We start from the raw sequence: 19,564 nt of genomic DNA on the forward strand, positions 1-19,564 counted from the left end.
TGGTTTTTTTACAAATCTTATTTCAAATCCGACATCACTTGTTTCTTCGTGAAGGTGCGCTCTTGTTTGTTAGCTAAGGCCTTGATGCGCGCGTCAAGGAGAATAGCGCGACCTTCGGCACTTCGGGTATAGACGAGGTCATACTTGCCTATACTCTTTCGGATTTGCTCCACAAAGGCTTGGGCATCCTCTTTTCGTTTGTCAAAGAGGCTTGGTACGGCGAAATATTCTGTTTGATCGGACACTTTTTCCTGTGCTTTCAAGATATAGCGCTGATTTTCAATCGGTGCGAAAAATTCGATCATGGTTTGCGAAAAGACTTCTTTCTCTCGCATGGTTCCGCCTTTCAAATAAATCAGCGTGTTGATGGCATCCTTTCTGTCTCGTGCGACTTGGATGTGGGTCTCCTGGGTTTGAATCTGCCCAGAAAGGAGCAGAGCTTGGTGGATAGCCTGACCAAAGACTTCTAGCCGTTTATAAGGGCTCTTATAAAGATAGTAGCGGAGCCAGGCAAGGAGAGCGAGAACAGCTAGGAAGAATAGAAGAATAAGAGACCCTTTATTCCATCCTCCTCTATGTGAATAGTAAATAAAGTTGGCGAAAGCATCGGTCAAAGTGGCGGCCGTTAGCCAACGAGCTAGCTTCCTGGCGTCAAAAAATAGGGCTAGGGGCAGGAAGTGTTTATCCACTTGAACCTCATTTACAATCTCCATATTCTCCAGAATCGGCAAGGCTTTTTGCCAGCCGTCTCGGAGCTCTTGGCGGTGAGTGGAGCGCTCTAAGGTCTCTTCATTGAGTTTTTGCAACTGTTTTTTTGTATAGCGGATATTGTCAAAAGCCAGACGTTCGATACCGGATTCGATAAAGGGTTCCTTGTAGTGGAGACCTAAAAATTGCTTCATTCGTCTTTCTAAGAGCTCCAGATCAGGACTGTATTCTTTCAGTTGATCAGTGATGGCCTCGATCTCTTCCTTTTCAAGATCGGACTTTTCATACCATTTCTTTAGGGAAAGATTGATGGAGACCAGGTGCCAGATGTTACTGGTCTTGTCTGGATCCTCAGGCCACACTCGGATGGCACGGCCTCGCATTTGGTTACTGAGCATAAAGCTACCGACAAAGCTCGCTAGGATCAGGGAATTAACGCAAGGAGCATCCCAGCCTTCTCCTAGAAGGGACTTAGTTCCAATGACGACTTGGATAAGCCCTTCTTGAAAGAGCTGGGTCACGGCTGTCACCAAATCATGTTGAGAACCAACCAAGCGAACCTTGAGAAAGTCATCAGGAGATAATTGGCCGACACTTTGGTAAGTCAATCGATCCTCTCCTAGAAGGTCTTCTAATCTTGGCTTAGCGACCGTCGGGATGATGACGATACTGCCGGTCAAGACAGCGATGGCAGGAGGAGTTGCTTGCTCTAAGCTTTCCCTGCGAATAGATTCGAAATAAGAGAGCACTCCCAATTGAGTAAATTGGGCGTCCTTATCTCCTAGATGAACTTCAAAATCTTGGCGGATATAGTCTGTTAGGACCAGTTGGCGCAGTCGGCTTCCAAGAGCCTGGTATTCCGCCTTGAAAATTTCTCGGACTGCATTGAGTTTTCCGAGGGATTGATTGAGCAGGAGGTCTTGTTTTTTGTTGCGGACCAGTTTAACTTGTTTTCGATCGATTAAGCTGGCTGCTTTTAGTTCATGGAGGACTTGCTTCTCGTATTCCTCAGGTAGATTGTACCAGTGAGGTACCTGAAAGAGCAGACCTTGCAGGAGAATTTCAAGCCAGTCCAGGGTGAAAGCAGGTAGTTTCTTGGCTCCTAAGAGGTCCTGGAAACGTTTGGGAAAGACGATTCCCTTGCTTCGAAGAAAGATCAGGGTAGCAGAGAGATACTGGGGATCATTGAGCAATTCATCATCGCTGATCTGACCCGATAAGGCTTGGCAGTTTTGGAGGTATTGGCAAAAGAGGGGATCGGAAGTCAGTTGCTGCAAGAAAGCATTCTTTTGTTGGCTAAAGGCGTCCAACTGCTCTTGCTCTTCCTTGGTTGGAAAGGCAAAGTAAACATAGTCTTGATGGGGACAAAGGGTGTCTTCTTTGACCAATTCGGGGACGGTGATTTCCTCATCGATCTCACCACACATGCGGATATAGCGATCCCAAAGGGCAGGATCCCCTTCATAGGGAGGGGTAGCAGTAAGGGAGATCATCTTTAAGTCAGGGAAGGCTTGACGAAAGGCTTCCAAACTCTTCCACCACTCATTACGCAGGTGATGACACTCATCCAAACAAAGGGTTCCGAGTGAGATGGCTTGGAAAGTAGTAAAGATATCAAAGCCTTTGAAATCAAATGTTTCAATCTCTGCCTGGTCATCGGTATCCTCAGCTTGTGATTGACCGACGACTTGGTTCATGGCGCTGTGTAGGGCCTGATAGGTAGCCACTGTAATCAGCTTAGGGTGTTTGAGGTCCTGAGAGATCAATTGCTCCGCTTGGCTTTCATCACTCAAGAATGCCTGGATAATCCGGTCCACCCATTGCTGACGAATGGTGACCGTAGGAGCCAAGATCAGGGTTGGCTGGCCAAAGCGTCTGATAAATTCGATTCCCAGGGTTGTTTTTCCAGAGCCAGGAGCTGCTACCAAATGTAGATGGCCATCCGCCATAAAAGCGTCACTCTTATCGAGAACGCGTTTTTGATAGTGTCTCCATTGGCCTGTAAAGGCTAGTTCTTGTAACATTGGTTTCCTCCCTTGTACTGTCCCCATTATATCATAGCGGAGGACAAGAATCTTTTGTTAGAAATTGAAGATTTCCGCTTTCTAATGAAAATAGCGAAGGGGAAATTTTTAGTGATAAAAAGCCCAATCAATGGATTAGGCTTTTCATGTTAGTCTTTCTTTGTTTTACGAGAGAGGCCAAAGGCAGCACTCATGCTGAGAAGACCAAGGCCAAGAGTTGTCAAGGCAGTTGAGGTCTTGCTTCCTGTATTTGGAAGGCTTGCTTCTTTTTGAGGAAGAGCTGCTGGTGCGATATAAACTTCCGTTTTCACAGGCTCGTTTTTAGCTGGTATGAATACGGTCGGTTTCGCAGGTGTTACAACAGCCGGTTTTTGAGGAGTAGGAGTCGGTGTTGCAGGCGTTTGGATGCTAGGTGTTTGTGGTTTTGTTTTCGCTACACGATGAGTTTTTGAAATCAACTCATACTTGTCTGTTTGGACTTTGAAGACACGACCTTTTTGGACGGTTTCAACGACTTTGTTAGCAAATTGAACGTTCAACAAGTCACCGAAATCTTTGCGGATATCCAAGTAAAGACCATTTGTCCCGTTAACCAATGGATCAAAGTCTTTTTTGTCACCTTTTTCGCCAACTACGGTCAAAGAAATACCAGCATCTTGAAGGGCCTTCAGTGTTGCTTCTTTTGTCGGGAGGGGATTCTTAAATGGAGTATCCATATCGATTGGCTCGTCTGTAATGACGAAAGCAAAGCGATGGTTGTTTGCTCCAGTTCCCCAGTTGTAATCTGCTGAAGTGGCAATATGGTGTAATGGAACAGTAGTATTTTCATAACTACCACCAGTTTTGATAGTGTTCAGAGCGGAAATAAAGCTTTCTGGATCACTTGTGAACTTAGATCCATCGAAATCATGGTATTTAACCTCTTTAGATCTTTCGTATTCAGCTAATCCTATACGAGCTTGAATTTTCTTGGCAGATAGATTGCGAACAAAGGTCTCGATATTCTTCATTGTATCATTGATGTGAGAATTCATCGAACTTGATTTATCAATGACAAAGACGATGTCTGATGTTCCTTGAACTTCTTTTTTATTGACGATATCTGCTTCTTTTGTCACTTCGACTACAGTTGTTTTATTGACAGTTTCTGTAGTTGTCTCAGTGTAGTCAGCTGTTTCTTTGGTTGATGTAGCTGTCTTGGTAGAAGAGACTGGTTTTGAAGTGCCAACAGGTGTGTTTGGATCTGCTAAGCTAGTCGTTTTGATGGTTGCTGTTGAGGTAGTGGTTGTATCTGCACCGTCTGTTTTAGCAGATGGGCCAGTTTTTTTAACGTCCACAGCGATGACATCCCCAGTTTTTGCTTTATCAGCAGGAACAACTGGTGTATTGGCTTTGGCGTTGATTTCTTCTGTTGCAGCAGTGATAGGTGATTTTGCTGCTGTAGTAGCTGCAGGAGCAGCTTGGGTTGTTGCAGGTGCAACGTCATCAGCAGAAGCAATAGTCGTTCCTGTGAAGACCGTTCCTAAAACAACGGAAGCCAAAGTTAAAGTTTGTTTACGTGAAATAGTATATTTTTTCAAAATACGTCCCCTTTTTAATAAACTTTTTTCTATCATACAGGTTTTTGAAAAACTTGTCAACGGTATAATAATCAAGGGTTTTACCGACTTTTATATCCCTAATTATTGATAAAAAGCTGAATGAGAAAAATATACACAAAATAATTTAAATATACAAAGTGTGCAAAAGAAAATAGGATTCCCACAAATTTGCAGGAATCCTTATTTTATCGGCATTTCTACTATATTTTTTAGTCGTAAAAAATACTAGCTAGTCACTTTATTTATGTTTCTGCATTAGCACTAAGAACAAAGACTACGATTAGTTTAGTAATTTTTCAAAGAATTGGATGACCTCTGGTTTGAGATTACTTTCCTTCGGTTCAACTAGTGAAACGTAAAAACTAATCCGTTCACTTTCTGCCATCGGAATCGCGATCAGTTCTTCTTCACCATCTGTTAGTGCAAGATCTGCTAGTAAACTGATCCCCACTTGTTTACGAAGGAGTTGTTTTAGAAGCTGAATATCATCCGTCTGAAAGAAGGGTGTAGCCTCATGGTGATAGCGCTCATTCAACTGTTCAAAGGCTTTTAAATGAACAAAGTGCTCATCTGGAATGATAAAATCTTCATCGATGACGTCTGAAAATTGTAATACTTTTTTGGAGGCTAGTGGATGGTTATGATGAAGGATATAGAAGAGATCTCGTTTGGCTATTTCTCTTACCTGGAAGCGATGATCTTTAATCGGTTCCAAACTCCCTAAAAAACTAGCATCTAGTTCCCCTTTGGAAAGCATTTCTAAAAGTTCGACAGATCCTTCTTGGACAGGATGGATACTTTGAAGAGCTGCAACATTACTGATAAAGGCGGGTTGTTTTCGGACAAGATAGTCAATGATGATTGGTGGGAAACCAACCGTATTGAATTGAGAGAGACTCCGGAGGATCTCTTTTTTGGCCCCTTGAATCTCAGGTAAGACCTTTTGAATATGTCGTAGCAAGATTTCTCCTTGGGGCGTCAATTTGAAAGTACGATGAGAAGGATCGTGCGCGATTAATGGACAGTGAAATTCCTTTTCTAGTCGTTTAATCGCATAGGAAACGGATGGTTGACTGATCCCGTGTTTTTGGGCAACCCCAGTAAAGGATTGCTGTTGACTAAGATCAAGAAAATAATAAAAGTCCTTAAGATTCATTGGGCTCCCTCTTCTAAATAGACAGACATGGATAAGCAAAAATTATCCGTGATAGCTAATTTGACTATATGATTTTTTGTTTGTTACAATCTGAGGTGAGTCAGAGGACAATTAAAGGCTATCTAAAAGATCTTCGAAAATCGTTAGGATCTTCTCCCTTTTTCCAACTGGAAGTTGCTTAATTTTCATATTTACTCTCTTAAGTGAAAGATTGTCGTTAGGATCTGAAGATGATTCAAGTGAATTAAAATTGAAGAATTCTTCAGGCGTTAACTCAAGAGCAGAAATGACTTTTTCAAGACTGTGAATGGTCAGATTCACGTTTTGATTTTCCAATTGATTGATGTATTTTAATCCAAGATCTGCCCGTTCCGATAGCTCCTCTTGACTCATGTTTTGTTTTTTTCGCAAATATTTGACCTTTTGCGCTATATACCGTTGTAAATAATGTTTTGTTTTCATGTAACCAGAATACAAGTTTTAAATGACAAAAATAACACCTTAAACAAAACAAAGTATCTTATAACAAACATATTTTGGATTTATTATCTATGGCTTTTATAGGTATTGATCATCATAAGTAGAAAAAAGAATACCTGAAAACAGTGGATCTTTTGATGAGAATAACCTTCTAAAAGGTGGAAAGGAACAGGCTTTTTTAAGAGATGACTATGACGATCTAGGAAGTGATGGATAAGCCTATTATTTTGTTATCTTTTGAAATCGCATCATTTTCGGTTGTATCGCCTGAACTTTCATTGACTGATTTATTCATATTGTATCATATAGATAACAAAGTGTCATTTAAAGAAAAAGTGTTATAATAGAATAAACTAAATAAGGAGGTCACATGATGACTGCACATGATATTTTAAACAACCCTTTCCTCAATAAAGGAACTGCCTTTACTTTAGAGGAACGTAAGCAACTAGGTCTCATTGGCCTCCTGCCACCTTACGTCCAAACTATTGAAGAACAAGCAGCGCAAACTTATGCGCAAATGCAAACAAAGGTTAATGATTTGGAAAAACGTTTGTTCCTAATGGAAATTTTTAATACAAATCGTACTCTATTTTACTACCTATTTGCTCAACATTTGGAAGAGTTTAATCCAATTGTCTATGATCCAACTATTGCTGATACCATTGAAGGGTATAGCGATCTCTTTGTAGATCCACAATATGCCGCATATCTTGATATCAATCATCCTGAAAATATCGAAGCAACTTTGAAAAATGCAGCAGGGGACCGTGAAATTCGTCTTATTGTTGTGACAGATGCAGAAGGTATTCTCGGTATTGGTGACTGGGGTACAAATGGTGTTGATATTTCTGTTGGGAAATTGATGGTCTATACTGGAGCTGCAGGAATCGATCCTTCAACGGTGCTTCCTTTGGTCATTGATGCAGGTACCAACCGTGAAGAATTGCGTAACAATCCTAATTACTTAGGAAATCGTCACGAACGTGTGCGTGGAGATCGTTATTATGATTTTATCGATCAATTTGTTCAAACTGCAGAACGCCTCTTCCCTAAACTCTATCTGCACTGGGAAGATTTTGGTCGCTTAAATGCTGCTAACATCCTTGAAAAATACCGGAAGCAAATCCCAACCTTTAACGATGATATCCAAGGAACTGGTATTGTTACCCTAGGTGGGATCTTTGGGGCATTGGATATTACAGGTGAAAAATTAACGGATCAAGTTTATCTCTGCTATGGTGGTGGGACTGCTGGTGCAGGGATTGCTTCTCGTGTCCTTCGTGAAATGGTTAGTGAAGGTCTACCTGAAGAAGAAGCTTATAAACGCTTCTTTATGGTCGACAAACAAGGTCTCCTTTTTGATGATATGGATGACTTAACGCCGCAACAAAAACCATTTGCTAAGAAACGTTCTGATTTTGCCAATGCAGATCAGTTGACGGACCTTCTTGAAGTAGTGAAGACGGTTAAACCAACCATTCTTGTGGGAACTTCAACTCAGCCGAATACTTTCACAAAAGAAATTGTAGAAGCTATGTGTGAAAACACTGAACGTCCTATCATTTTCCCATTGTCAAACCCGACCAAACTAGCTGAGGCAAGTGCCAAAGATTTGATCGAATGGTCAGACGGAAAAGCATTTGTTGCAACAGGAATTCCAGCTGGTACAGTTTCCTATAAAGGTGTGGACTACGTGATTGGTCAAGCGAATAATGCCCTGATTTACCCAGGTCTTGGACTTGGTATGCTGGCTTCTGAAGCGAGTCTTTTGACGGATGAAATGATTGGAGCAGCCGCACATTCATTGAGTGGGATTGTCAATCCAGGCGAACCAGGAGCACCAGTCTTACCTCCATTCAAGTATGTAGCTGATGTTTCTATCAAAGTAGCAGAAGCAGTTGCTAAAAAAGCGCAAGAACAAGGTCTTGCGCGTGCTCAAGAAACAGATATGGCTAAAGCGGTACGTGATTTGAAATGGTATCCAGAATATAAATAAGTAAATTTAATGGAGGTGTACGAGTGCGACTGGATGCCTTGTACACCTTTTCTTGTATGTCCTGTTAGATAGAAAGGGAGACTATGGAAATCTTTTTAACGTCAATTCAGAGTATTGTACCCATTATCGTCATCATCATTCTTGGTTATTTCTTGCAAGTCCGAGGTTGGTTTCAAGAGAGTTTTGGAAATGACTTATCTAAACTGATTATGAACGTGGCCATGCCTGTTGCAATTTTTACCTCTGTTCTTAAATATTTAACTTTAGATAAATTGATTAGCTTGTCTGGCGGTTTGTTGTATACGTTTATCGCCTTCATTCTTGGTTACCTAGCGGCCTTTATCGCAGTGAAAGTTTTTAAAGTGCGCCCAGGTCGTCGAGGAACCATGATTAATACCTTTGTTAATGCTAATACCATATTTATTGGTTTGCCTTTAAATATCGCTCTGTTTGGAAATCAAGCCCTTCCTTACTTCTTGGTTTATTATATTACAAATACAGTATCTACTTGGACATTAGGTGTCTATCTGATGACTTCTGATAGTAAAGAAGGGGCTTCAAAACAGGCTCAAAAATTTAATTGGAAGAAGCTTTTCCCAGCTCCTTTATTAGGTTTTCTCGTAGCCCTCGTCTTTTTGGTGTTGCGTATTCCTGTTCCAAGTTTTGCAGAAAGCACCTTGACTTATATTGGTAGTTTAACAACGCCCTTATCTCTTGTCTATATCGGTATCGTCCTAGCTAAGGCAGGCCTTAAGACGATTCGCTTTGATAAAGATACCATTATCACACTGGTTGGTCGTTTTATTCTTGCACCTGTCATCATGCTCTTGGTTCTGAAGTTCTTCTCTCCAAATATGGTGGCACCAGAATTTAGAACCTTTATGATTCAATCAGCAACACCAGCTTTGGCAGTTCTTCCTATTCTTGCCAATCAAGGTAAAGGCGATGTTGAGTTTTCAACGAATGTGGTCACTCTCAGCACAGTCTTATTTGTGATTGTGGTTCCAATTCTGCAGACATTGTTGGGATAGCATTTATATGAAAATGATGTAGTTTTAGTGCTATACATTCGTCAAAAAGGACGTCGGATATTATACTCGACGTCCTTTTTAAACGGATGACTAGATCAACACATAGGTTTCAACCGCATGCCCAGCCCCGTTTTCATTGTTGGTCTTTGTCACGACTGCTGCTCCCTCTTTCACTTCTTGTGGAGCGTTGCCCATAGCGACACCGATGCCTGCTTTTTTGAGCATAGGAAGGTCATTGAAGTTGTCCCCCATGGTGAGGACTTCTTCTAAGCTCAAGTGGTAGTGATTAGCGAGCTCAACCAGAGCATCCTCTTTAGAGACGTGCTTAGCGGTAACTTCTAGGTAGTTGGCTTTGGAGAGATAAAAGGCGGTAGAAGGGAAGTCGTCGGCAGAAATAGCACGATAGAGGGCTTGGATCTCTTCTGGTTCTCCAATTAAGAGCAATTTGTGGAGGGGCTTTGTCGTATCCAGCAAAGGATCCAATAGGGGGAGAATATGAGGTTTTTCCCCTGTAATCCGGGCTTCCTCTTGGCTCCATTGGTCGAGATGATCGGTCATCCAGTCTTTTCCACTATAGAGGTTGATCGAAACTTGAGGGAAGTGTTGGTTGGCCCAATCAATAAATTGACGGGCTTCAATCTTGTCTAAGGGATGCTCAAACAGAACCTGCTCTCCTTTTTGGATTAAGGCTCCATTGTAGCAGGCCATAGGACAGTCCTCTATGCCGAGCTCTTTGGCAATAGGAGCCATCCCTTTTGGAGAGCGAGCAGAGGCCAGCACGAAAGGAATGGTTTCGCGCTTTAAATCCGGGATCAATGATGCCAACTCTGGATCGATCTGATGGTGATCATTTAAAATAGTGCCATCGATATCGCTAATGATGAGACGAATGTGAGACATAAACTTACCTCCTAGTAGAGAATAGTGGTTTCGTTGCCGACTTGTTTAAGGATGTCAGGGCTTGGTTTTTGGTCAGTGATCCAATAGTCAAATTGTTTGAGACGAGCAAGATAATAGTTTCCATTTTTCGTCCATTTAGAACTTTCTGCCACAAGGATCTTGGTGCGAGATCGTTCAAAGACGAGGGATTTGACGGCAACGTCTTCTGCATCTTCAAAGGTGACCTCGCCGTTGGCCAAGCTACCAGCTCCAAAAAAGGCAACATCAAAGCGAAGATTGTCCAGTATTTGTGCTTGGTCCGCAGCATAGTAGAAGCGGTTTTTGGGATAGAATTTTCCTCCTAAGAGATGAAAGTCAACCTGGGAATGGCTACTGAGTTGGATAGCATTGTCAAGGGAGTGCGAATAGACTGTAAGATCTCCATCAAGTAGGCCTGCCAGCAAAGTGATTGAGGTAGAGGCATCGAGAAAGATCACTTGTCCATTTTGGATCCATTGCAGGGCTTTTTGAGCCATGGCAGTCTTTTCCTTGTTAGCCTTTTGACTGCGGTCTAGATAAGAAGGGCCAGGTTCTTTGTTTAAGGGAAGGAGACCACCGTGTGTCCTGCGAACCAGCTGGCGTTGGCTAAGGAGAGCGAAGTCACGACGGATGGTATCTTTTGAGACCTTGAAGTAGTCGACCATTTCTTTGGCCGATAGTTGTTTTCGCTCTTCTAAGAGTTCTAATATTTTTTCGAGTCGCTGTTCCTGATACATTAGCTTACTCCTTATTTCTGTTCTTGCCTTCATTGTACACTATTTTATAAGCGGATGCAAGTTTTATTAAGTGTTTTTAAGTGTTTTTGATCTTTTTTCTTGCAAAACCTTATTCTGACGTTTGTTTTAAAGGGGGAATTCTGCTATAATATGTCAAAATAACGTGGAGGTTTCCTTATGGCCAGTGAATATGAAAAAATGATTGCAGGTGATTTTTATAGACCTGCGGACCCTGAATTACGGGCTTTGGCCCAAGCCTCTCGGGAGAAACAAGAGGCCTTTAACCAAGAGGTAGATCCTAAAAAGGGGGCAGCTATCATCAAAGAGTGGTTTGGTTCAACCGGTGAAAACCTCTATCTTAATCGCCAGGTTCTTGTGGATTATGGGGTCAACATCCATCTGGGAGAAAATTTCTATGCCAATTACAATTTGACCATGTTGGATGTATGTCCCATCACGATTGGAAAGAATGCCATGATTGGTCCTAATTGCCAATTTTTGACGCCCTTGCACCCACTGGATCCAGGCGAGCGCAATTCTGGTCTCGAGTACGGGGCGCCGATTACGATAGGAGATAACTTCTGGGCAGGAGGAGGGGTCACCATCCTTCCTGGTGTCACGCTGGGTGACAATGTGGTCGCTGGCGCAGGAGCAGTGGTCACCAAGTCTTTCGGAGACAATGTGGTCCTTGCAGGAAATCCAGCCCGTGTCATCAAAGAAATACCCGTCAAAAAGGAGAAACGATGATCCATAAACATGAAATTCCTATTTTAGAGTTTGATGACAACCCGCAGGCAGTCATTATGCCGACCCATGAGGGGTTAGACCTGCACCTACCTGAAAAAAGTGTTTATGCTTTCTTGGAAGATGAGATTGATCGCTTTGCGGAAGCTGTTGGAGCCAAACAAGTAGCTAGCTTTGTCTCAGCTACCAAGACTTATCCAGTTTATGTCATGGAACACCAAGGAGAGGAAATCTGCTTGGCCCAGGCGCCAGTTGGATCTGCAGCTGCTGCTCAATTCATGGATTGGTTGATTGGCTATGGAGTGAAGAAGATCATTTCCGCGGGTAGCTGTGGGGTCTTGGTGGATATAGAAGAAAATGCTTTTTTAATCCCGACCAAGGCCTTGCGAGATGAGGGAGCTAGTTACCATTATGTGGCGCCCTCCCGTTATATAGAGGTGGACGGCCGTGCCCTGACTGCTATTGAAACAGTTCTCAAACAAGAGTCCATTCCTTATCAAGAGGTCATGACCTGGTCGACCGATGGCTTTTATCGGGAGACACCTGACAAGGTGGCCTATCGCATCGAAGAAGGGTGTAGTGTGGTGGAGATGGAGTGCGCCTCCCTTGCTGCAGTGGCTCAACTTCGTGGGGCGGTTTGGGGCTTGCTCCTCTTTACCGCAGATTCTCTTGCAGACCTGGAAAATTATGACCAGCGTGACTGGGGCTCTGAAGCATTCGAGAAGGCCTTAGAATTATGCCTAGAAATGGTTCATTACTTGTAGGTCTATTCTCTTTTTATGATACAATGAAGCTATGTTAGTGAAATCATATTTTAAACAATGGCGAGCCAAACTGACTCGCCTGTCTCCGGCAAGGCGGATCTTTCTCAGCTTTGCCTTGGTTATCCTGATGGGCTCGCTCTTACTGAGTTTGCCCTTTGTCCAGCAAGTAAGCTCAACAGCAGGCTATATCGATCACCTCTTTACAGCAGTCTCTATGGTTTGTGTGACGGGGCTTTTTACCCAGTCGGTGGCTTCGACCTATAATGGCTGGGGGCAATTGATTTGTATGCTCTTGATCCAGATTGGGGGATTAGGGATTTTGACCTTTATCGGTCTCTTCTTTATGGAAGGTCGCCAAAAGCTCAGTTACAAGGATCGGCAGACCATTCGGGATAGCTTTAGTTTTAGCAATAACCAGAGTTTGGCCCGTTTTGTCCGCTCCATCTTTATTACCACCTTTACCATCGAAGGACTGGGGGCCTTGCTCCTTATGACGCGCTTTATTCCTCGCTTTGGCTGGGGCCATGGGATCTTTAACTCCATCTTTGTTGCTGTCTCGGCCTTTTGTAATGCGGGCTTTGATAATTTTGGGGGCGATAGTATGATGAGTTTCCAGACCGATTGGTTGGTCAATCTGACCTTGTCTGCTCTGATCATTACCGGAGGCTTGGGCTTCATGGTCTGGTTTGACCTAGCCACCAAGGCCCGCAACCAATCTGGACGCCGGACTCTTCGCTTTCACACCAAGGTGGTTCTCTGGTTAACAGCTGCTATCCTTTTGTTTGGGACAGTAACTAGCCTCTTGACAGAGTTTGATAATCCAGCAACGATTGGCTCCCTGCCATTGGGAGAGAAGATCTTGGTCAGCTTCTTCCAAACGGTCAGCATGCGGACGGCTGGCTTTGCCTCACTGGATTATACAGCAGTTCGACCTGTGACACTCTTTGTCTATATCCTCCAGATGTTCCTAGGTGGGGCACCAGGTGGGACAGCAGGAGGGATGAAGATCACCACCTTCTTGGTCTTGATCCTCTTAGCTCGCAAGGAATTGCTCGGATTGCCTCATACCAACCTAGGCAAACGAACCATCGCACCGGACTTGGTCCAACGTTCTTTGGGCACAGCAGTGATTTTCCAGTTGACCTTTATCCTGGGTCTCTTTGCTCTTTGTCTCGTGACGCCGGACGGTCAACGTTTTCTGTACCTGGTTTTTGAGGTGGTATCGGCTTTAGCGACAGTGGGCGTGACGGCCAATGTGACCTCGACCTTAAATGGAGCAGGTCTTGGGATCATCATGGTGCTCATGTTTATCGGTCGAATCGGCCCCTTGACCCTTATGGTCAGCTTGAACAATTACAAGGCCAAAAAGGCAGACGCCTTGCAGTATGCCAAGGCAGACATCATTATCGGATAGGAGAGACTTATGGCAAATCGAACCATTGGAATTCTGGGATTAGGGATTTTTGGACAGAGTGTCTTAAAAACCCTGCAGGACCAGGATGTGGATATCATTGCAATTGACGATCATGAAGATGTGATCAACCAGTATGAATCTATGATTACAACTGGAATTGTTGGAGATATTACGGAAATGGACCTCTTGGATGCGGCAGATATTGGGAACTGTGACACAGTCGTCATTGCGACGGGAGAAAACTTGGAATCAAGTGTCCTGGCGGTCATGCACTGTAAGGCACTTGGCGTCGAGCACGTCATTGCCAAGGTCAAGAATGAAGTGACCAAGGAAGTCCTTGAGAAGATTGGGGCTGATTTGGTCATCCTACCAGAGGTAGAAGCGGGGATGTCCCTCGCTAAAATGATTCTTTTCCAACACGGGATTGAAGTCTTCCAGTTGGATGAAGCAGTGGTGGTGGCTGAGTTTACGGTTCCAGCTAGCTGGGTAGGAAAAAGCCTTCAGGACTTGGCTGTCAGAGAGGAGCACCATCTCAATATTATCGGCTATCGAGATGCGGAAGACCAACCGCTTCATATTCAGATTGGTCCCGACTTTATCTGGCCTGAAGGGGTGCGTGTGATGGCAGTGACAGACAACCAATATTTAGATAGAATCCAAGATTTGTTAGACTAATAGTGTAATGGAAACGGCCCAAAGGTCGTTTTTTTCTTCTCTAGGTTAACTCTTCTTTAAGCGTTGATTGCTAAAGTAAAAGAAACAAAAATACTTCCATTGTGGGAATAGAAGGATGAAAGATGATATTTTTTAACAGAATACGACCCAAACAGCCCTTAAAAGAACTCAAATGGTTTGATATTGGTATTGTGACAGCCATTCTTTTTGGGCAATTCATTATCCGCTCGACCCAGCTGTTTTTAGCCAGTTTTCAGCCAGTCGCGCAGACTGCAGTAGCCACAAACAGTAGCAATACTGCAAGTGAAGGAGCTGCTTATTCGAGCAATATGACCTTGCAGTTGATCTTACTGGCTCTAGCTCTTCTTTACTTGCTGCTTCGTCGCTTTGATTTTAAACAATTGCCGATCCGCTTTAAGTGGTCCACCTTGATCTGGGTGCCCCTGCTCTTTGCAGCGATGGGACTTTTTGGGGATGTGATTTCAACAGTCTCGGGTGAATACAATTACCTAAGTCCGAGTCTTTGGCCCTATATCGATCCCATGCAGATCCTCCATAAGTTCATGGCTCTGAGTCCCATGGCAATTGCTTATGGTTTGCTCAATGGATTTTATGAAGAATTTTTCTTTTTGGGCTTAATGACTTCGGTAAGTGAGAAGAACAAGTGGAAGGCGCTGGCCTTTTCAACCCTGATCCGCTTTTCTTTCCATACCTATCAAGGGCTTCTCTGGGCCCTTGTGATTGGCGTCATTTATGGACTCTTTTATTACGTCATGTACAAGAAGGTCGTCAAGAATCTCTTGCCATTTTTCCTCATGCATGCCTTGGCAGATATGTTTGGCTCGAGTCTCATGTATCTCTTGATCAATTGGGGAAGTTGATCTTATAAAATTTTAGGAAAGGCTCTGTCAAGTGTTGACAGGCCTTTTTTTGAGTGCTATAGTAAAATCGTAAGCGCTTACCTAGTGAGGCGAAGCAGATGAAAAGAGGGCGAGTCAGATGCCCTATAAAAAGAGGAGGACAGACAAATGGCAGGACCAGTCATAGAGGGAGAAAACTATCGGATCTCCGTATTAACGGAATCTTTGGTGCGCTTGGAATACTCAGAAGATGGTGTTTTTGAAGATGGTCAGACGCAAGTTGTACAAAATCGAGATTTTGGACCTGTTGCCTGCGAGGTTATAGAGACAGAAGAGGTCCTCGATCTTCATACAGAGCATCTCCACCTCCATTTTGAAAAGGGACCTTTTGCCCCGGATCGGCTTTTTATCGAACTCAAGGGTCAGTATGCAGTCTATGGGAGCCGGTGGCATTATGGAGATCAGCCGGAGACCTTAAAGGGGACCAGTCGGACGCTTGACGAGGTCGATGGGGCTATGGAGTTGCAAGATGGGATCTTGAGCAAGGCCGGTTATGCTCTTTTAGACGATTCCGCTTCCTACTTGTATGATGACGAAAGCGGGTTTAGAGCACGGCCCTATCCAGAAGTGGATTTGTATTTCTTCGGTTATGGGCGCGATTATCTAGGTGCCTTAAAAGATTTTTACCATCTGACAGGACAGCCACCACTCTTGCCACGTTATGCTCTGGGAAACTGGTGGAGTCGCTATTGGCCTTATACCAGTCAGGAGTACACAGATTTGATGGATCGATTCAAAGCAGAAGGGGTGCCTCTTGCGGTCAGTGTGATCGATATGGACTGGCACAAGACGGCGATTCCTGCTCGCTTTGGAAGTGGTTGGACTGGCTATAGTTGGAACCGGGATTTGATTCCTGATCCAGCTGCCTTCTTAAATGGCCTGCATGAGCGTGGTTTAAAGGTGACCTTAAATGTCCATCCAGCAGATGGCATTCGCGCCTTCGAAGATGCTTACCCTATGGTCGCAAAACGCTTGGGATTAGATGCGGAAAAAGAAGAAGCGGCAAGCTTTGACTTTTACAGTCCAGCCTTTCGCGAAGCTTATTTCGAAGATGTCCACCATCCCTTGGAAAATCAAGGAGTCGACTTTTGGTGGATTGATTGGCAACAGGGAAGTCATGGCAAGATGGATCCCCTTTGGTTGTTAAATCACTATCATTATCTAGACAATTGCCGAAAAGGCCAAGCTGGTCTCATCTTATCGCGTTATGGGGGTCCTGGTAGCCACCGGTATCCGATCGGTTTTTCAGGGGATACCATTGTGACTTGGGAATCCCTAGCCTTTCAACCCTATTTTACCAGCACAGCTTCAAATATCGGTTATACGTGGTGGAGTCACGATATTGGTGGCCATATGCGGGGTTACTATGATGAAGACTTGGCTCTTCGCTGGTTGCAATTTGGGGTCTTTAGCCCGATCAATCGTCTCCATAGTTCTTGTAATGCCTTTAACAGCAAGGAACCGTGGTTTTACTCGCCTGAGACCTGTCACTTGATGAAACAGTATTTGCGCCTGCGCCATAGCTTACTGCCTTATCTCTACACTATGAATGTGGCGACGCACGAAGAAGGGCTGCCTTTGGTTCAACCCCTCTATTACCACTATCCAAATGAAGAAGAGGCTTATGAAGCGAAGAATCAATATTTCTTTGGTAGTGAACTCATGGTGGCACCAATTACCGAAGCGCTGGATCCTGTCTTTCATAGTGCTTCTGTGAGCGTTTGGTTCCCAGACGGCGTTTGGTACGATTTCTTCCATGATTGGAAGTATGAAGGAAGAGGCAAGCTTACGGTCTTTAGGACCAGCCAGGATATTCCGGTCTTTGCACGTGCAGGAGCCATCATCCCTATGGATGCACAACCACAGACAGGGGTAGACCTTCCAGAAATGCTGGACTGGCATCTTTTCCCAGGTGACAATCGTTCCTTCGTACTCGTTGAAGGAGAAGGAGATAACAAGGTTGAAACCCGCCTAACTGTCAATTGGGATGAAAGAAAGATTAAGCTGGATTTAACAGGTGATCGAACGCTGCTTCCTGAAAAGAGACAGCACCGTTTCTTCCTCCATACCTTTGAGACAGCTCCTATTTTAGTGGATAATCAAAGTCAAGAAATTGCGATGGGTGAGCTGCAATCGCATCCTATTGCCAAAGAAGATCGGATGTTTGAGCTCTTAAAATCTGCCAACCTGGCCTACGATAGGAAAAACGAATTATTTGCGGCTTGTTCAAGAGCGAAGGATTGGAAACAGTTGATGAAGGTCATCACACCTTTGGAGGAAGGCTTGCGCCAACGTCTCTTTGAAGTGATTTATTCCAGTGAAGAGGGAGAAGACTTGTAAACTCTTGCAATTTCACCCCTATTTTTGTATGATGAAAGTGATTTCACAATCATAAAGGAGAAGAAAAAATGGAACAAAAATGGTGGCATAACGCCGTAATTTACCAAGTTTATCCAAAAAGTTTCAAGGATAGTAATGGCGATGGCATCGGGGATCTCAAGGGGATCACGAGCAAGCTAGACTATCTGGAAAAGCTAGGGATTACAGCCATCTGGCTCTCACCAGTCTACAAGAGTCCCATGGATGATAACGGCTATGACATCTCGGATTACGAGGATATTGCCTCCATCTTTGGTACCATGGAAGATATGGAAGAATTGATCGCAGAAGGTCAGAAACGCAAGATCAAAATCATCATGGACTTGGTAGTCAACCATACCTCTGATGAGCATGCTTGGTTTATCGAGGCGCGTGAACATCCAGAAAGTCCAAAGCGGGATTTCTATATTTGGCGCGATGAGCCTAATGGCATTATGTCTGCTTTTAGTGGCTCTGCTTGGGAGTTTGATGAAGCTTCAGGTCAATACTACCTGCATAACTTTAGTAAGAAGCAACCAGATCTCAACTGGGAAAATGAGGAACTCCGTCATCAGATCTATGACATGATGAATTTCTGGATTGACAAGGGAATTGGTGGTTTCCGTATGGATGTGATCGATATGATCGGTAAGATCCCAGATCAGGAAATCATCAGCAATGGTCCCATGCTCCATCCTTACTTGAAGGAAATGAATCAAGCGACCTTTGGCGATAAGGATCTGCTCACAGTGGGAGAAACTTGGGGAGCAACTCCAGAGATTGCCAAGCAATACTCTAATCCAAAAAATCAGGAATTGTCCATGGTTTTCCAATTTGAACACATCGGCCTTCAATACCAACCGGGTCAACCAAAGTGGCACTACGCTAAGGAATTGGATGTGCCTAAATTGAAGGAAATTTTCACCAAGTGGCAGACGGAATTAGGAGAAGAGGAAGGCTGGAATTCCCTCTTTTGGAACAACCACGATTTGCCACGGATTGTGTCAACTTGGGGGGATGATGGGAACTATCGTGTCAAATCTGCCAAGGCTTTAGCGATTCTTCTTCACTTGATGAAGGGAACTCCTTATATCTATCAAGGGGAAGAAATCGGGATGACCAACTATCCATTTAAGAGCCTTGAGGACGTAGAAGATATTGAGTCGATCAACTATGCTCATGAAGCCTTAGAAAAAGGGGTTCCGCTTGAAGTGATCATGGATCAAATCCGCCATATTGGTCGGGACAATGCACGGACACCGATGCAGTGGAATGGTGAAGCAGAAGCTGGCTTTACGACAGGTCGTCCATGGCTTGCGGTCAACCCAAACTACAAAGAGATCAATGTGGAGGCTGCCCTAGCAGATCCAGACTCTATTTTCTATACCTACCAAGCCCTCATTGCTTTGAGAAAAGAGTACCCTTGGCTTGTGACAGCCGATTATGAATTGGTGGACGCAGCAGACAAGGTTTTTGCCTACAAGCGGGTAGAAGGCGAGCAAGCCTATTTGGTGGTTGTCAATCTCTCCGGTCAAGAGCAAGACTTACCGCTCGTAAATGGGGTTAAAGAGGTTCTCGTTGCCAATACCAAGGTAGAACAAGTCCTCGAATCAGGCAAGTTAGCCCCTTGGGATGCCTTCTGTGTCAAACTAGCCTAATAAAAGTAAGAAAAATAGAGGAAATTACTTCCTCGTAGAAGCAGGTCTTTCTCAATAGAGAAGGCCTGTCAGATTGGGAACGACGTCATCTAAAAAACTTTCCTTAGGTGAGTTACGGACGTCAGCGAACTTCTACGAAGTTCCAAGACTAATTATTGAGCCTTAGGTCTCAATAATTCCGAGTGCTAGAAACAATAGTGTTTCTAGCACTTTTCTCACGGCGGAAAGTTTCACTAGATGATAGAATCATTCTAACGAATACATTTTTATATTATTTCTTAGATTTGTAAACAGAAGCAATTTGTTTATGCTTGCACAGGTCTTTCTCGATAGAGAAGGCCTGCTTTGCTTTTTAGGGGCTGTTCTTCTAGCAGAAT

Annotated in this window: 15 protein-coding genes; 9 read left to right on the top strand and 6 right to left on the bottom strand. The window is 43.8% G+C overall.

Going from position 1 to position 19,564, the window contains the following annotated elements; genetic code table 11:
* Positions 1–17: 17 nt before the first annotated feature.
* The 4 genes from HMPREF2926_RS06025 to HMPREF2926_RS06040 all read right to left on the bottom strand — a co-directional run bounded on the left by HMPREF2926_RS06025 (position 18) and on the right by HMPREF2926_RS06040 (position 5,951).
* Positions 18–2,732, bottom strand: a complete 2,715-nt coding sequence (locus tag HMPREF2926_RS06025) for a DEAD/DEAH box helicase family protein (protein ID WP_070586905.1) — start codon at positions 2,730–2,732, stop codon at positions 18–20.
* Between the two features lie 149 nt (positions 2,733–2,881).
* A complete protein-coding gene (locus tag HMPREF2926_RS06030) occupies positions 2,882–4,312 on the bottom strand; it encodes a VWA domain-containing protein (protein ID WP_256263021.1) in 1,431 nt (476 codons plus the stop codon).
* Positions 4,313–4,613: 301 nt separating this feature from the next.
* Complete coding sequence (locus tag HMPREF2926_RS06035) at positions 4,614–5,489, bottom strand: LysR family transcriptional regulator (protein ID WP_070586908.1); 876 nt, start codon at positions 5,487–5,489, stop codon at positions 4,614–4,616.
* 111 nt (positions 5,490–5,600) lie between these two features.
* Entirely contained in the window at positions 5,601–5,951 is a 351-nt protein-coding gene (locus HMPREF2926_RS06040; RefSeq protein WP_003008684.1) for a helix-turn-helix domain-containing protein, read from the bottom strand.
* Positions 5,952–6,342: 391 nt separating this feature from the next.
* Between HMPREF2926_RS06040 and HMPREF2926_RS06045 the strand changes: the two genes are divergently transcribed.
* Together HMPREF2926_RS06045 and HMPREF2926_RS06050 are read left to right on the top strand one after the other, a co-directional pair.
* Positions 6,343–7,968 (top strand): malolactic enzyme, encoded by a 1,626-nt coding sequence (locus HMPREF2926_RS06045; RefSeq protein WP_049490433.1) that lies wholly within the window; start codon positions 6,343–6,345, stop codon positions 7,966–7,968.
* Positions 7,969–8,051: 83 nt separating this feature from the next.
* Positions 8,052–8,999 carry an AEC family transporter gene (locus tag HMPREF2926_RS06050; protein WP_023919058.1) on the top strand — a complete coding sequence of 316 codons (948 nt, stop codon included), beginning with the start codon at positions 8,052–8,054 and terminating at the stop codon, positions 8,997–8,999.
* A gap of 90 nt (positions 9,000–9,089) precedes the next feature.
* Here the strand turns inward: HMPREF2926_RS06050 and HMPREF2926_RS06055 are convergent, their stop codons facing one another.
* Positions 9,090–9,899 carry a Cof-type HAD-IIB family hydrolase gene (locus tag HMPREF2926_RS06055; RefSeq protein ID WP_070586910.1) on the bottom strand — a complete coding sequence of 270 codons (810 nt, stop codon included), beginning with the start codon at positions 9,897–9,899 and terminating at the stop codon, positions 9,090–9,092.
* An 11-nt stretch (positions 9,900–9,910) separates the two neighbouring features.
* The gene (locus HMPREF2926_RS06060) at positions 9,911–10,654 is read right to left on the bottom strand and encodes a DeoR/GlpR family DNA-binding transcription regulator (RefSeq protein WP_003018745.1); all 744 of its coding nucleotides are present in this window, start codon (positions 10,652–10,654) and stop codon (positions 9,911–9,913) included.
* A 177-nt stretch (positions 10,655–10,831) separates the two neighbouring features.
* Between HMPREF2926_RS06060 and HMPREF2926_RS06065 the strand changes: the two genes are divergently transcribed.
* From HMPREF2926_RS06065 to HMPREF2926_RS06095, 7 genes are all read left to right on the top strand, one after another.
* The gene (locus HMPREF2926_RS06065) at positions 10,832–11,401 is read left to right on the top strand and encodes a sugar O-acetyltransferase (protein ID WP_070586912.1); all 570 of its coding nucleotides are present in this window, start codon (positions 10,832–10,834) and stop codon (positions 11,399–11,401) included.
* Entirely contained in the window at positions 11,398–12,162 is a 765-nt protein-coding gene (locus HMPREF2926_RS06070) for a nucleoside phosphorylase (protein ID WP_070586914.1), read from the top strand. Before HMPREF2926_RS06065 ends, HMPREF2926_RS06070 begins: the two co-directional genes overlap by 4 nt.
* 31 nt (positions 12,163–12,193) lie before the next feature.
* Entirely contained in the window at positions 12,194–13,576 is a 1,383-nt protein-coding gene (locus tag HMPREF2926_RS06075; protein WP_070586915.1) for a TrkH family potassium uptake protein, read from the top strand.
* A gap of 9 nt (positions 13,577–13,585) precedes the next feature.
* Positions 13,586–14,251 carry a potassium channel family protein gene (locus HMPREF2926_RS06080; protein ID WP_070586917.1) on the top strand — a complete coding sequence of 222 codons (666 nt, stop codon included), beginning with the start codon at positions 13,586–13,588 and terminating at the stop codon, positions 14,249–14,251.
* A gap of 122 nt (positions 14,252–14,373) precedes the next feature.
* On the top strand, positions 14,374–15,132 hold the full coding sequence (locus tag HMPREF2926_RS06085) for a CPBP family intramembrane glutamic endopeptidase (RefSeq protein WP_049474097.1): 759 nt from the start codon (positions 14,374–14,376) through the stop codon (positions 15,130–15,132).
* A gap of 147 nt (positions 15,133–15,279) precedes the next feature.
* Positions 15,280–17,511 (top strand): glycoside hydrolase family 31 protein, encoded by a 2,232-nt coding sequence (locus HMPREF2926_RS06090; protein WP_070586919.1) that lies wholly within the window; start codon positions 15,280–15,282, stop codon positions 17,509–17,511.
* 68 nt (positions 17,512–17,579) lie between these two features.
* Positions 17,580–19,187 carry an alpha-glucosidase gene (locus HMPREF2926_RS06095; protein WP_070586921.1) on the top strand — a complete coding sequence of 536 codons (1,608 nt, stop codon included), beginning with the start codon at positions 17,580–17,582 and terminating at the stop codon, positions 19,185–19,187.
* Positions 19,188–19,564: the final 377 nt, after the last annotated feature.

The sequence above is a fragment of the Streptococcus sp. HMSC078D09 genome (assembly GCF_001813675.1).
Lineage (GTDB): Bacteria > Bacillota > Bacilli > Lactobacillales > Streptococcaceae > Streptococcus.